We start from the raw sequence: 14575 nt of genomic DNA on the forward strand, positions 1-14575 counted from the left end.
GAACCGACGCTAGCGCCGAACTGCCGCGCTGTCAGCGCAATTCAACCCAGCCGCTCTTGCCAGGCCGCGATTTGTGCACGCACCTGTGTCGGTGCCGTACCGCCATAGGATACCCGCGAATTGACCGAGTTTTCCACGCCCAGCACGTCGAAAACATCGGGTGTGATCGCCGCATGAACCGTCTGCATGTCCGCAAGCGTCAAGTCGGGCAGGTCGCAGTTTTTCTTTTCCGCCAGCGCGACAAGTGCGCCTGTGACGTGGTGGGCATCCCGAAACGGCAGGTTCAACACCCGCACCAGCCAATCGGCCAAATCAGTCGCTGTCGAAAAGCCGCTGCCAGCAGCGGCCGCCAGCGCTTCGCGATTGGCGGTCATGTCGCGCACCATGCCCTCCATCGCCGCCAGCGCCAGCATCAGCGAATCGGCGGCGTCGAAAACCTGTTCCTTGTCCTCTTGCATGTCCTTGGAATAGGCCAGTGGCAGCCCTTTCATCACCATCATCAGCGCCGTGTTCGCACCGAAGATCCGCCCCACCTTGGCACGGATCAGTTCGGCCGCATCGGGATTCTTCTTCTGCGGCATGATGCTGGACCCGGTCGAAAAACGATCCGACAGGGTGACGAATCGAAACTGCGCGCTGGACCAGATCACCAATTCCTCGGCCATGCGCGACAGGTGCATGGCGCAAATCGACGCGACCGACAGAAACTCCAGCGCGAAATCGCGATCGCTGACCGCATCCAGACTATTGGCGGCAGGCCGGTCGAAACCCAGCGCGCGAGCCGTCATATCGCGGTCGATCGGAAACGATGTGCCCGCCAGCGCGGCGGCACCCAAGGGACATTCATTCATCCGCGTGCGCGCATCGCGCACCCGCGACAGGTCCCGCCCGAACATCTCGACATAGGCCATCATATGGTGGCCCCATGTCACCGGTTGTGCGGTTTGTAGATGCGTGAACCCCGGCATCACCCAATCGGCCCCGGCCTCGGCCTGTCCCAGCAAGGCGCGAATCAGCGCCAGCAGGCCCGCTTCGGTGGCGTCTAGCTGGTCGCGCACCCACAGTTTGAAATCGGTCGCCACCTGATCATTGCGCGACCGGGCCGTGTGCAGACGCCCTGCCGGCTCGCCGATGAGCTCTTTCAGCCGCGCCTCGACATTCATGTGGATATCTTCCAGCGCGGTCGAGAACTGGAACGTACCGCTCTCGATTTCCGACAAAACCGTGAGCAGCCCTTCCCTGATCGCCTCGGCATCGCTATCGTTGATAACGCCTGTCGCGGCCAGCATCGCCGCATGGGCCCTTGAGCCTGCGATATCCTGCGCCGCCATCCGCTGATCATAACCGATCGAGGCGTTGATCGCCTCCATGATCGCGTCAGGTCCGGCGGCGAAACGGCCGCCCCACATTTGGTTCGAGGTCTTGTTTGCCATGTTCTGCACCCGGAGAATGATATGCGTCTGTTTCGTTTCCTGATCCTTTATATGGCCCTTGCGGTCGGTGCAAATACCGCACTGGCTGATTCCGCCTCGCTTGAGGCGCTGCGCGAAGGCGATATGAGAAAGCTGAATATCCACAGCACAGCACAGCCGGTTTCCGACCTGCCCTTCGACTTGGCCGATGGCGCAGGCACCGCGACACTAGCGGATTGGCAGGGCAAATGGGTGGTGCTGAACTTCTGGGCGACATGGTGCGCGCCCTGCCGCAAGGAAATGCCGCATCTTTCGGCGCTGCAAAGCGAATTTGGCGGTGACTCATTCGAGGTACTGACGCTGGCCAGTGGGCCGAACTCACCAACCGGGATCAAGAAGTTTCTGGATGAAATCGATGTCGACAATCTGCCGCGTCATCAAGACCCCAGGCAGGCCGTGTCACGCGACATGGGCGTTCTGGGCCTGCCAATCACCGTCATCCTGAACCCCGCAGGAAAGGAAATCGCCCGCCTGCAAGGCGATGCAGACTGGCATTCGGAGAGCGCCCGGGCAATCATCGCGCATCTGATCAATCAAGACACCAACTGACACCCTCACCTGTAGCGCTGATGGTCTGATCCTGCCTGAGCGGCGCGACGTTCTGGCACGGTCAACCGGCGGGGCCAGCACGGCCGATGGCACGCCCTGCCAAAGCTGAACAGGCCAAACTCAACAGAACCGCCCCCTCTACTTCCCTCTACGCTCGGCAATCTTCTGCCAATCGGCGGCCCGGTTGCGATTTCGGTTGATCGCAGCAGCGAAAATGCGGATATCCCTGCAACAAACTACAAAAACAACGCTCCGCGCCGTCGGAATGAGGGACGTATGTATCGGAAACTGCTAACTTTTTCCATTGTCACGATGATGGGCATGGGCTGTGCATCAGCCTATGCATCGATCAGCACCACGGTCGATGCTCAGGGCTATCTGCGCGAACCTTTTTATCTGATACCCTTGGGATATCTGTTTCTCTGCGCGGGCTTGGGCGGCATCGTCATCACCCTTTTGCGCGGGGCCCTAGCGCGTCTGGTGCAGCCTTACACGCCTTAAGCCAGCTCACTATGGCGCGGGCAGGTGACAATGTGGTCGTTCACCATGCCCACCGCTTGCATGAACGCGTAGACAGTCGTCGGTCCGCAAAACCCAAAGCCGGCCTTTTTCAAATCTTTTGATATCTGTATCGAAAGCGGCGTAAAGGCCGGAATTTCTGCCGAACTCGTCCACGCGTTTTGCACCGGATGTCCTTCGACATAACGCCATAGAAACCTTTGAAAACCCTGTGTCCGTTCGATTTCCTGCCAGGCTCTGGCGTTTCGGATTGCGGCTTCGATCTTGCCCCGATGGCGGATGATTCCCGGGTTCTCGAGCAATCGCTGCACCTCGCGCTCGCCCCATGTCGCGATGATTTGCGGATTGAACCCGGCAAAGGCCGCCCGGAAATTCTCGCGTTTTCTCAGAATCGTGATCCAGCTCAGCCCGGCCTGAAAGCTTTCCAGCACAAGCATTTCCCATAGCGCGCGACTATCGCGCTCGGGCACGCCCCATTCGGTATCGTGATAATCTATATAGAGCTGTTCGGGCCCGGCCCAGCCACACCGTTCCATCGCGCACCTTCCACGTGATCAGGCAATGCGGGCGCCAAACTGCCCTAGCAACGAATCGCTAATGCACCCTATCCTGCCATTGCAGAGATTGTATGCGCAGTCACTATCTGCAGCAGCCGATACAGTCGCTGTTGCTGACCCTGAGACAATCCAGTAAGCCGGGAGGGCAAGATTCGAAGGATTCGATAGCAAAGCGCGCAACTTTCTTACTTACCCGCCAAAGGAATCATCCATGACAAATGTAGTTATCGCATCAGCGGCCCGTACTGGGGTCGGCAGTTTTATCGGCAGCTTCGCCAACACTCCGGCGCATGATCTGGGCGCCGCCGTGCTGGAAGCGGTCGTCGCGCGGGCCGGTGTCGATAAATCCGAAGTCAGCGAAACCATTCTGGGTCAGGTTCTGACCGCCGCACAAGGCCAGAACCCCGCGCGTCAGGCCCATATCAATGCCGGTCTGCCGCAAGAAAGCGCCGCTTGGCTTATCAATCAGGTCTGCGGGTCGGGTCTGCGCTCGGTGGCTTTGGGGGCGCAGCATATCCAGTTGGGAGATGCCGAGATCATTGCCGCCGGCGGACAGGAAAACATGTCGATGTCGGCCCATGCCGCGAATCTGCGCCAAGGGCACAAGATGGGCGACATGAAATATGTCGACACAATGATCCGTGACGGGCTGTGGGATGCCTTCAATGGCTATCACATGGGTAACACCGCCGAGAATGTTGCCGAAAAATGGCAAATCAGCCGCGAACAACAGGACGAGTTCGCTGTCGCGAGCCAGAACAAGGCCGAAGCTGCGCAGAAAGAAGGCAAGTTCAAAGACGAGATCATTCCTTTCTCCATCAAGACCCGCAAAGGCGAGACGGTGATGGAGACGGACGAATATATCCGCCACGGTGCCAGCATCGAAACAATGCAGAAGCTGCGCCCGGCCTTCACCAAGGACGGCACGGTGACCGCGGCCAATGCCTCAGGGCTGAACGACGGTGCTGCCGCTGTACTGCTGATGAGCGCGGACAACGCTGAAAAACGCGGGATCGAACCGCTGGCGCGCATCGTGTCCTATGCAACCGTCGGCCTTGACCCGTCGATCATGGGCGTCGGCCCTATCGGCGCCAGCCGTAAAGCGCTGGAAAAGGCCGGATGGAAGCCCGAAGATCTGGATCTGGTCGAGGCCAACGAGGCCTTTGCCGCGCAAGCCTGCGCCGTCAATAAAGATATGGGCTGGGATCCCACCGTCGTGAACGTGAACGGCGGGGCCATCGCCATTGGCCACCCAATCGGCGCATCGGGCGCGCGCATCCTGAACACCCTCGTGTTCGAAATGAAGCGCCGCAACGCCAAACGCGGTCTGGCGACGCTGTGTATCGGTGGCGGCATGGGTGTCGCCATGTGCGTCGAACGCCCCTGACCCCCGAAACACCGAAAAGGCGCCAGCTGGCGCCTTTTTTCTCTGCCTTGGGACAATCGGCGAAAATAGGCTGCGCAACATTGTTGCGGGTGCACGATCGTCCCGATAACATCATTTCCGACACGCAATCTGACAGGAGAGACAAATGGCAAGAATTGCACTCGTCACCGGCGGCAGCCGGGGTATCGGCGCCGCGATTTCCAAGGCGCTGAAGGACGACGGCTATACCGTCGCCGCGACCTATGCAGGCAATGACGAGGCCGCCAGCAAGTTCAGTGAAGAAACCGGCATCAAGACCTATAAATGGAATGTGGCGGACTATAACGAAAGCAAGGCGGGCATCGCAAAGGTCGAATCCGAACTCGGCCCGATCGAAGTGGTCGTGGCGAATGCGGGAATCACCCGTGACGCGCCGTTCCATCGGATGACCCCCGAGCAGTGGAACGAGGTAATCGATACCAACCTGACGGGCGTGTTCAACACCATTCATCCGATTTGGCCCGGCATGCGCGAGCGCAAGTTCGGCCGTGTCATCGTGATCAGTTCGATCAACGGACAAAAAGGCCAATTCGCGCAGGTTAACTATGCCGCGACCAAAGCGGGCGATCTGGGGATCGTGAAATCGCTGGCGCAGGAAGGCGCGCGCGCAGGCATCACTGCCAACGCAATCTGCCCCGGTTACATTGCCACCGAGATGGTCATGGCGGTACCGGAAAAGGTACGCGAAAGCATCATTGGGCAAATCCCTGCCGGCCGTTTGGGTGAGCCCGAGGAAATTGCCCGCTGCGTGGTGTTTCTGGCCTCTGATGATGCGGGTTTCATCAACGGTTCAACAATCTCGGCGAATGGCGCACAATTCTTCGCCTGATATTTGCCCGAGGATCTGTGCAAGCGAATAACTCAGCAAAAATGGCCGGTCCCATATCGGATCGGCCATTCCTGTGTCCCGGTACACCGGCATAAAACACGATCACGTTTGGCTTTTCGGTATCCGGCTTTACGCGGCACCGCGATTTAGGCTTTTTCTGATACTTAACCGCGACTGCCCGCGCTAAGTGACCGCGGGCAATCACCACAGTTCTAAACACTCCCGACGCATCGCGCGCCGCGTGCAGAACCTGTCGCTGTCAGGATGAAAGGCGCTTGATCTCTTCCTTCAGCTTCAACTTTTGTTTCTTCATCTCCGCCACATGCAGGCCGTCCACACCGGGCGATCGCTGGGCCTGCTCGACTTCACTACTCAGTGTCTGGTGCTTCCTTTTCAGTTCCGTCAGGTGCGAGCTCAAGCTCATGGCAGTCCTCCTTCTGAACAAGTTGCGTAAATAGTTGAGCATATTCGTCTGAGTCTGTCACGTCAGTTGAATCGCTACCTGGTTAACAGCGTTAAATGTGGCGGGGTTCTGCCGATGCGGTACTTGCAACAGGGCGAGCGCACGCACGACACCCCTTTAATCGCGGCAACAGGCGCAGCTGACCGCCCAAACATCGGGCTTTGATCAGATCGCCCACCGCAAGCAAATCCGCGCTCAATTGCTGGGCAGGATTTCGTTGTCGCGCATAACCCGCAACGCACGATCATAGTCCGCCTCGCGCACCATCATGCGACGGGGAAAAGCTCCGATACCGCCCTCTAAGACGCTCATGTTTACGTCCATTTCAAAGCAGTCTATAGCCTCGCCCTGTAGAAGAGCCGATGCAAATGCCATGACTGTCAGGTCGGTGGTGCGCAAAAGTTCTTTCATTAAACATGATCTAAGGGCAACGCAGTAACGATGTCGAGCCGGGAAATGAACGCATGACGGACAGCGCAATCGTCGCAAGACCTCACGACCGTCTGGCCAAAGAACTGGCCGACGACCTAGTAGCCGTCAACGCCCTGATCCGGGCGCGGATGGAATCGCGTCATGCGCCGCGCATCCCCGAGGTCACCGCGCATCTGGTCGAAGCCGGCGGTAAACGCCTGCGTCCGATGCTGACGCTGGCGGCGGCGCGGTTATGTGGTTACGACGGCCCTTGGCACATCCACCTTGCCGCCACGGTCGAGTTTATCCACACTGCAACGCTGCTGCATGACGACGTGGTGGACGAAAGCGCCCAGCGTCGCGGACGGCCCACTGCAAACCTTCTGTGGGACAACAAATCCAGCGTTCTGGTTGGCGATTACCTGTTCGCGCGCAGCTTCCAACTGATGGTCGAGCCCGGCAATCTGCGGGTGCTTGAGATCCTGTCCAATGCCGCCGCCACCATCGCCGAAGGCGAGGTTCTGCAACTCAGCGCAGCCCAGAATCTGGCCACGGATGAAGACATCTATCTTCAGATCGTGCGCGGCAAGACGGCGGCCCTGTTCTCGGCGGCAACCGAATCTGGCGCAGTCATCGCCAACGCACCCGACGATCATGTGCGGGCTTTGTTCAATTACGGAGACGCCTTGGGAATCGCCTTTCAGATCGCCGATGATCTGCTGGACTATCAAGGCGATAGCACGGCCACGGGCAAAAACATCGGGGACGACTTTCGCGAACGCAAATTGACGCTGCCTGTTATTAAGGCCGTCGGTCAGGCCACCGAGGACGAGCGCGCCTTTTGGAAGCGTACCATCGAACTGGGCCGACAAGACGCCCGCGATCTGGATCACGCTCTTGAGTTGATGGCGAAATACAACACCTTAGCCGCCACCCGGAATGATGCCAGACATTGGGCGGACACGGCGAAATCTGCAATAGCCGCCCTGCCCGATCACCGGATCCGCACCCTATTACACGATCTTGCCGATTACGTCGTCGCCCGATTGGCCTGACGCCCGGACACCAATGGACAAGGCGACTGTTTCAGGCGCTCTGCGACGTTGGAAAAGCGCCGCAAAACCGACGCATTGACATTTCGACCTTGCCGCCCACATGTTGCCCCGCCATAGACCGCGCCAGTTTCGCCGTAGGAGGTTTTCACCTAAATGCCCGTCGTTGTTGTAGAATCCCCGGCCAAGGCCAAGACCATTAACAAATATCTCGGCCCCGGTTACACGGTTCTGGCGTCCTATGGGCATGTCCGCGACCTGCCGCCGAAGGACGGATCGGTCGATCCCGACAATAATTTCGACATGAAATGGGAAATCGCCAGCGACAGTAAGAAACACGTCAAGGCGATTGCCGACGCGCTGGCCGAAGACGGCGAACTGATCCTCGCCACTGACCCCGACCGCGAAGGTGAGGCGATCAGTTGGCACCTGCAAGAGGCGCTGACCAAGCGCCGCTCGATCAAGAAGGACACCCCGGTCTCGCGTGTCACCTTCAACGCGATCACCAAAGACGCGGTGCAAAAAGCGATGGCGAACCCACGGCAGGTGGATATGCCATTGGTCGAGGCCTATCTGGCCCGCCGCGCGCTTGATTATCTGGTCGGTTTCAATCTCTCGCCGGTGCTCTGGCGCAAGCTGCCCGGCGCGCGGTCGGCGGGACGCGTGCAATCTGTCACGCTCAGGCTGATCGTCGAGCGCGAGATGGAGATCGAGGCGTTTCGCGCCCGCGAATACTGGACCGTCAAAGCAGTGCTGGCCACGCCGCGCGGGCAGGAATATGAGGCGCGGCTGACGGTTCTGGCGGGCAAAAAGCTGGAACGTTTCGACATCGAAAACGAAACCCAGGCCGAATTGGCGGTGCAGGCAATCACCAGCCGCGATCTGACGGTGAAATCGGTCGAGGCGAAACCGGCCAGCCGCAACCCGGCTGCTCCCTTCATGACCTCCACCTTGCAACAAGAGGCCAGCCGCAAATTTGGCATGGGTGCGCGCCAGGCGATGAGCGCAGCGCAGCGGCTATATGAGGCTGGGCACATCACCTATATGCGGACCGACGGCATTGACATGGCTCCCGAGGCTGTCACTGCCGCCCGCGACGCGATCAAGGATCGCTTTGGCGCCGATTACGTGCCGAAATCGCCCCGCATCTACAAGAATAAGGCCAAGAACGCGCAAGAGGCGCACGAGTGCATCCGCCCCACTGACATGGCGCGCGATGTCGAGGCGCTGAAGCTGTCGGACGCCGATCAGCGCAACCTGTATGATCTGATCTGGAAGCGCACACTGGCCTGCCAGATGGAAAGCGCCCGCATGGAGCGCACGACAGTCGATATCGCCAGCCAGGATGGCCAGATCGAACTGCGCGCAAACGGACAGGTGATGCTGTTCGACGGCTTTCTACGGGTCTATGAGGAGGGGCGCGACGACGCAGTGGTCGAGGACGACGACAAGCGCCTGCCGCAAATTTCCCAAGGTGAAAAGGCCGACAAGCGCAGCGTCACGCCCGACCAGCACTTCACCCAGCCCCCGCCGCGCTATACCGAGGCAACGCTGGTCAAGAAAATGGAAGAACTGGGCATTGGCCGCCCCTCGACCTATGCCAGCATCGTCACGACGATCCAAGATCGCGGCTATGTGCGCAAGGAAAAGAACCGGCTGATCCCTGAAGACAAGGGCCGATTGGTGACGGCCTTTTTGGAAAACTATTTCCGCCGTTATGTCGGTTACGATTTCACCGCGGCGCTTGAGGACCAACTGGATCACATCAGCGCGGGTGACGAAGATTACAAAGAGGTGCTGGCGCGCTTCTGGCGAGATTTCTCGGCCGCTATTGCCGAAACCAGCGAATTGCGCATCACGGATGTACTCGAAAAGATCAACGAGGTGCTGGAACCGCATCTGTTTCCCGCAACCGAAGATGGCAGCGATCCGCGCCTGTGCCCGCATTGCGGTAAGGGGCGGCTGTCTATGCGCACCGCGCGCGCCGGTGGCGCATTCATCGGCTGCTCGAGCTATCCTGAATGCCGCTATACTCGGCCGTTCGGACCGCCGGGCATGGAAGAAGATTCGGCGATCCCCCCCGAGGGCAAGTTGCTGGGCCATGACGAGGGCGACGCGATCCGTGTCTTCAAAGGTCGGTTCGGACCTTACGTCCAGCGTGGCGAGGTGACCGAAGACAACAAAAAGCCCCCGCGGCAGTCGATCCCCAAGGACTGGGCCCCCGAGGAGCTGGAGCTGGATCGGGCGCTGATGCTGCTTTCACTGCCCCGCCCGATCGGCCCCCATCCCGAAGACGGGGTCATGATATGGTCGAATATCGGCCGGTATGGGCCATATCTGAAACATGCTGAAAGCACCTCCGAGCGCGGCGGCACCAACGCCAATCTGGAAAGCATCGACGAGGTGTTCACCGTCGGGATGAACCGCGCTGTGCAGCTTCTGGCCGAAAAGAAGGCCAGCCGGGGCGGGCGTGGGCGGGCCGCCAAACCGCTGCGCGAACTGGGCGAACATCCTGATGCGGGCGGCGCTGTAAATATCATGGATGGCAAATATGGCCCCTATGTGAAGTGGGAAAAGATCAACGCAACTTTGCCCAAGGAAACACCGCCTGAGGATGTCTCCATGGAAATGGCGGTGGAACTGATCGCCGAGAAAGCCGCCAAATCGGGCAAGAAAAAACCCGCAGCCAAGAAACCCGCCGCCAAAAAGACCGCGGCCAAGAAGACCGCAACCAAGAAACCTGCTGCAAAAAAGGCGGCGGCAAAAAAGACGACAACGAAAGCCCCCGAAACGTGATCGCAAGCGCCCCGATTGGGGCGCAGGCCTTCTTGTTTTGTTGACACTGAACCCCTGCAACGGCACAACCAAGGCAGCAGCGTTGTTAAGGGGTATTCGATGAAGAAGGTGTATGGCACCGCCGAGCAGGCTCTCGACGGGCTGCTGCGTGATGGCATGCTGATCGCGGCCGGTGGTTTTGGCCTCAGCGGCATTCCTGAATTTCTGATCGCGGCGATCCGCGATGCCGGTACCAAGGATTTGACCGTCGCGTCGAATAATGCAGGCGTGGACGATTTTGGGCTCGGCGTCTTGCTGCAGACCAGACAGGTCAAGAAGATGATCTCGTCCTATGTCGGTGAGAACGCCGAATTCATGCGCCAGTACCTGAGCGGCGAACTGGAACTGGAATTTACTCCTCAGGGCACCTTGGCTGAACGCATGCGCGCCGGTGGCAGCGGCATCCCCGGCTTCTATACCAAGACCGGTGTCGGCACCCAGATCGCCGAAGGCAAGGAGCACAAGGATTTCGACGGCGAAACCTATATTCTGGAACGCGGAATCGTCGCTGATCTTGCCATCGTCAAGGCCTGGAAAGCCGACGACACCGGCAATCTGATATTTCGAAAGACCGCGCGCAATTTCAACCCGCCCGCAGCGATGTGCGGCAAGATCTGCGTCGCCGAGGTCGAGGAAATCGTGCCGCGCGGCAGCCTTGATCCTGATGGCATCCATCTACCCGGCATCTATGTGCATCGCCTAATTCAGGGGGATCATGAAAAGCGCATCGAACAGCGCACCACCCGCAAGCGCGAAGAGGCGTAAACCATGGCCAATGACATCAAGGGCTGGGATCGCAACCAGATGGCCGCCCGCGCGGCAGAAGAACTGGAAGATGGCTGGTATGTAAATCTCGGCATCGGGATACCCACGCTGGTGGCGAACTATGTCGGCGACAAGGACATTACCCTGCAATCGGAAAACGGCATGTTGGGCATGGGTCCCTTCCCTTTTGAGGGCGAGGAAGACCCGGATCTGATCAACGCCGGCAAGCAGACGATAACCGAGTTGAGCCGCACCTCCTATTTCGACAGTGCGACCAGTTTTGGCATGATTCGCGGCGGCAAGATCGCTGCCGCCATTCTGGGCGCGATGGAGGTGGCTGAAAACGGCGATCTGGCGAACTGGATGATCCCCGGCAAGCTGGTCAAGGGCATGGGCGGTGCGATGGATTTGGTCGCCGGCGTGCGGCGTGTGATCGTCGTGATGGATCACACCAACAAGGCCGGGGAGTCCAAATTGCTCAAGACATGCACCCTTCCGCTGACCGGAACCGGCGTGGTGGACCGCATCATTACCAATCTGGGTGTATTGGATGTGGCCGAAGGCGGCCTGCAATTGATCGAAACCGCCGATGGCATCACCGAAGCCGATATCCGCGCCGCGACCGAGGCAACGATTGTCTGAGCCTGAATCCATTGCCCATGAACGCGGGCCCGACGGGGGCCGCTACGCCCTGCGCCGCGACGGGGCCGAGGCGGAACTGACCTATCAAATTGCCTCGCCCGATCTAATCTTGGCCGACCATACCGGCGTACCTGATGCCATGCGCCACACCGGCGCGGGGGCGGCACTTGTGAAGCGGATGGTCGAGGATGCACGCGCTGGCGGCTATCATATCCGCCCCACCTGCCCCTTTGTCGAAGCGATGCGCAACCGCCATCCGGATTGGGCCGACGCTTTCGAGAGTTGACCTCGACTCGCCGCCGCACCTACGCATCTGGGGCGGATCGGCTGCGCCCATACTCGGGCACAAATCATTGCTCATGAAAGATAATTTGCAACAGCCATTGCCCGTAAGGAAAAATGGCGGACACCCTTTTGTTTTGCATCGAATGCCTTATGCTTGGCGCAAACATGCAAGGGTACTAAATGGCGCGCGACATCGATTACGGTAACTTGATGCATCAGGCCATGCGTGGTCTCATAAAATCCGTGTTGCAGGACGTAGCTGAGAACGGCCTGCCCGGGGCGCATCATTTCTTTATCACTTTCGACACCGGGCATCCTGATGCTGAACTGGCGGATTGGCTGTCGGATCGCTATCCCAGCGAGATGACAGTGGTTATGCAGCACTGGTATGACAATCTTGACGTGGGGCCCGAGGGGTTTTCGATTACGCTCAATTTCGGTGATGCACCGGAACCGCTGTATATCCCCTATGAGGCGATCAAGACTTTCGTGGATCCATCGGTGGAATTCGGGCTGCGGTTTGAAAACCCCGAGGATGAGGATCTGTCCGAAGACGAAGCTCAGCCCAGCCCGGCGATCAATACCGATCATGCCCGCGAAACGCCCGAGGATGCCGCCAAGTCGGACGCGCAGGTCGTATCGCTGGACTCTTTTCGCAAATAGGCGACACCTGTCGCAAACACGATGCGTATACCTGCCCGTCCGTATTTGACTGGCACGGCGCGCAAACGGCCTGTAGCCGTCGACCACACGGAGATGATAAATGTCCCAGACCCGCACAGAAACAGACAGTTTCGGCCCGCTTGAGGTGCCGGCGGACAGATACTGGGGCGCACAGACCCAAAGGTCGATCCGCAACTTCCCCATCGGTTGGGAACGCCAGCCAACCGCCATTATCCGCGCGCTGGCAGTCGTCAAGAAAGCCTGTGCACAGGCCAATATCGATCTGGGCAAGCTGGACGACGACCGCGGCAAGGCCATCATCGCCGCCGCCGGCGAGGTAATTGAGGGCAAGCTCGACGACAATTTCCCGTTGGTCGTGTGGCAAACCGGCTCGGGCACGCAATCGAACATGAACGCCAATGAAGTGATCGCCAACCGTGCCATTGAGATCATGGGCGGCGAAATCGGCTCGAAGGAGCCGGTGCATCCCAACGATCACGTGAATATGGGCCAGTCGAGCAACGACACCTTCCCAACCGCCATGCATATCGCCACCGCCACCATGGCGCGTGACGTGTTGTTGCCGGGGCTGGAAAAGCTACACGCCGGGTTGCTGGCCAAAGTCGAGCAATTCGACGGAATCATCAAGATCGGGCGCACCCATACCCAGGATGCCACGCCGCTGACCCTATCGCAGGAATTTTCCGGCTATGCCCATCAGGTCGCCATGGGAATTGCGCGCGTCAAGGACGGTCTGGGCCGGATCTACGAATTGGCGCAAGGCGGCACCGCTGTTGGCACCGGGCTGAACTCGCCCAAGGGCTGGGGCGAAAAAGTTGCGGCTAACATGGCCGCGATCACCGGACTGCCCTTTGTCACCGCCCCAAACAAGTTCGAGGCGCTGGCCGCCCGCGACGCGATGGTCGAGATTTCCGGTCATCTGAGAACCGTCGCCGCCAGCCTGTTCAAGATCGCCAACGATATCCGTTTTCTCGGCTCGGGGCCGCGTTGCGGATTGGGCGAATTGATTCTGCCCGAAAACGAACCGGGCAGTTCGATTATGCCGGGCAAGGTCAACCCGACCCAATGTGAGGCGCTGACCCAAGTCTGCGCACAGGTCATGGGCAATGATGCCGCTGTGGGTTTCGCCGGGTCGCAGGGACATTTCGAACTGAACGTCTACAAGCCGATGATGGCCTATAACGTGCTACAGTCCATGCAGCTTCTCGGCGATGCAGCGGCTGCGTTCACGGATAACCTGATCGAAGGGCTGCAGGCCGACCGCGAACGGATCGACAAATTGCTGCACGAGTCGCTGATGCTGGTCACCGCGCTTGCACCCGAGATTGGCTATGACAACGCGACCACAGTGGCCAAGACCGCGCATAAAAACGGCACGACCCTGAAGCAAGAGGCAATCAATCTCGGGTTCGTCGATGAAGAGACGTTCGAGCGCGTAGTGCGCCCCGAGCAGATGATCGGGCCCAAGTGATGGCGCAGCCGGTCAATCTGAACCGGGTGCGCAAGCAAAGGGCGCGAGACGCGAAAAAGGCCCGCGCCGACGAAAACGCGGCGCGGTTCGGGCGCAGCAAGGCAGCGCGCGAGGCCGACCGGGCGCGCCGCGACAAGGCCGCCCGCGATCTGGACGGACACAAGCGCGAGGGATGAGCCGCCCCCGCAAACATTCGCTGACCCTGCGCGGCCATCGCACCTCGGTTTCGCTTGAAGACGAGTTCTGGACAGCCTTCCGCGAGATTGCGGCGCGTGAAGGACGTGCGATCAACGATCTTGCTGCCGAAATTGACGCTGAGCGCGGCACGGACTGCGGGCTGGCCTCGGCGATCCGGCTCTTCGTGCTGCGCCGCTTGCAGGACTGAACAACCGGGCGACAGGTGTGGTCCAGCCTTGCCGCATTAGGGTGACGTCCAGCGGCTGCCCCATAGGCGTCAAAGCCCCTTTCTGGCAATAGACTGCACCGACGACCAAGAGAACCAATTGGATGAGCCCACGGGGGATTCGGGTTGACGCGTAATAGGCGACTCGTCACTGTGGAGCCCATGTTCGACACTCAGAAACGGACTATTTCCAATAGGCAATGGGGAAGATG

Annotated in this window: 17 protein-coding genes; 13 read left to right on the forward strand and 4 right to left on the reverse strand. The window is 59.5% G+C overall.

Annotated features, from left to right (window positions below):
* Positions 1-41 precede the first annotated feature (41 nt).
* Positions 42-1433 (reverse strand): argininosuccinate lyase, encoded by a 1392-nt coding sequence (gene argH, locus JAO82_RS02400; protein ID WP_198684725.1) that lies wholly within the window; start codon positions 1431-1433, stop codon positions 42-44.
* A 21-nt stretch (positions 1434-1454) separates the two neighbouring features.
* Between argH and JAO82_RS02405 the strand changes: the two genes are divergently transcribed.
* Complete coding sequence (locus JAO82_RS02405; protein WP_198684726.1) at positions 1455-2021, forward strand: TlpA family protein disulfide reductase; 567 nt, start codon at positions 1455-1457, stop codon at positions 2019-2021.
* A 276-nt stretch (positions 2022-2297) separates the two neighbouring features.
* Entirely contained in the window at positions 2298-2522 is a 225-nt protein-coding gene (locus JAO82_RS02410) for a DUF3955 domain-containing protein (protein ID WP_198684727.1), read from the forward strand.
* Here JAO82_RS02410 and JAO82_RS02415 read toward each other — a convergent pair.
* Positions 2519-3076: a DNA-3-methyladenine glycosylase I gene (locus JAO82_RS02415; protein ID WP_198684728.1), complete on the reverse strand. Its 558-nt coding sequence runs from the start codon at positions 3074-3076 to the stop codon at positions 2519-2521. The genes JAO82_RS02410 and JAO82_RS02415 overlap by 4 nt on opposite strands.
* Before the next feature lie 232 nt (positions 3077-3308).
* Here JAO82_RS02415 and JAO82_RS02420 point away from each other — a divergent pair, with 232 nt between their 5' ends.
* Positions 3309-4484, forward strand: a complete 1176-nt coding sequence (locus JAO82_RS02420) for an acetyl-CoA C-acetyltransferase (protein ID WP_198684729.1) — start codon at positions 3309-3311, stop codon at positions 4482-4484.
* A gap of 145 nt (positions 4485-4629) precedes the next feature.
* On the forward strand, positions 4630-5352 hold the full coding sequence (gene phbB / locus JAO82_RS02425; RefSeq protein ID WP_198684730.1) for an acetoacetyl-CoA reductase: 723 nt from the start codon (positions 4630-4632) through the stop codon (positions 5350-5352).
* Positions 5353-5611: 259 nt separating this feature from the next.
* Here phbB and JAO82_RS02430 read toward each other — a convergent pair whose 3' ends face one another.
* The gene (locus JAO82_RS02430; protein WP_198684731.1) at positions 5612-5776 is read right to left on the reverse strand and encodes a YdcH family protein; all 165 of its coding nucleotides are present in this window, start codon (positions 5774-5776) and stop codon (positions 5612-5614) included.
* 234 nt (positions 5777-6010) lie between these two features.
* Positions 6011-6226, reverse strand: a complete 216-nt coding sequence (locus tag JAO82_RS02435) for a putative signal transducing protein (RefSeq protein ID WP_198684732.1) — start codon at positions 6224-6226, stop codon at positions 6011-6013.
* Positions 6227-6279: 53 nt separating this feature from the next.
* Between JAO82_RS02435 and JAO82_RS02440 the strand changes: the two genes are divergently transcribed.
* From JAO82_RS02440 to JAO82_RS02480, 9 genes are all read left to right on the forward strand, one after another.
* Positions 6280-7281, forward strand: a complete 1002-nt coding sequence (locus tag JAO82_RS02440) for a polyprenyl synthetase family protein (RefSeq protein WP_198684733.1) — start codon at positions 6280-6282, stop codon at positions 7279-7281.
* Positions 7282-7434: 153 nt separating this feature from the next.
* The gene (topA, locus tag JAO82_RS02445) at positions 7435-10074 is read left to right on the forward strand and encodes a type I DNA topoisomerase (RefSeq protein WP_198684734.1); all 2640 of its coding nucleotides are present in this window, start codon (positions 7435-7437) and stop codon (positions 10072-10074) included.
* A gap of 99 nt (positions 10075-10173) precedes the next feature.
* The gene (locus JAO82_RS02450; RefSeq protein WP_198684735.1) at positions 10174-10878 is read left to right on the forward strand and encodes a CoA transferase subunit A; all 705 of its coding nucleotides are present in this window, start codon (positions 10174-10176) and stop codon (positions 10876-10878) included.
* Positions 10879-10881: 3 nt separating this feature from the next.
* A complete protein-coding gene (locus JAO82_RS02455) occupies positions 10882-11520 on the forward strand; it encodes a 3-oxoacid CoA-transferase subunit B (RefSeq protein ID WP_198684736.1) in 639 nt (212 codons plus the stop codon).
* The gene (locus JAO82_RS02460; protein WP_232897173.1) at positions 11513-11806 is read left to right on the forward strand and encodes a GNAT family N-acetyltransferase; all 294 of its coding nucleotides are present in this window, start codon (positions 11513-11515) and stop codon (positions 11804-11806) included. The genes JAO82_RS02455 and JAO82_RS02460 overlap by 8 nt, the downstream gene beginning before the upstream one ends.
* Positions 11807-11985: 179 nt before the next feature.
* Positions 11986-12468: an SspB family protein gene (locus JAO82_RS02465; RefSeq protein ID WP_198684738.1), complete on the forward strand. Its 483-nt coding sequence runs from the start codon at positions 11986-11988 to the stop codon at positions 12466-12468.
* Between the two features lie 100 nt (positions 12469-12568).
* Positions 12569-13960: a class II fumarate hydratase gene (fumC, locus tag JAO82_RS02470; protein ID WP_198684739.1), complete on the forward strand. Its 1392-nt coding sequence runs from the start codon at positions 12569-12571 to the stop codon at positions 13958-13960.
* Positions 13960-14136 carry a DUF4169 family protein gene (locus tag JAO82_RS02475; protein WP_198684740.1) on the forward strand — a complete coding sequence of 59 codons (177 nt, stop codon included), beginning with the start codon at positions 13960-13962 and terminating at the stop codon, positions 14134-14136. Before fumC ends, JAO82_RS02475 begins: the two co-directional genes overlap by 1 nt.
* Complete coding sequence (locus JAO82_RS02480; RefSeq protein ID WP_198684741.1) at positions 14133-14345, forward strand: ribbon-helix-helix domain-containing protein; 213 nt, start codon at positions 14133-14135, stop codon at positions 14343-14345. The genes JAO82_RS02475 and JAO82_RS02480 overlap by 4 nt, the downstream gene beginning before the upstream one ends.
* The last annotated feature ends 230 nt before the right edge of the window (positions 14346-14575 follow it).

The organism is Pontibaca salina, assembly GCF_016307205.1.
GTDB classification, from domain to species: Bacteria; Pseudomonadota; Alphaproteobacteria; order Rhodobacterales; family Rhodobacteraceae; genus Pontibaca; species Pontibaca salina.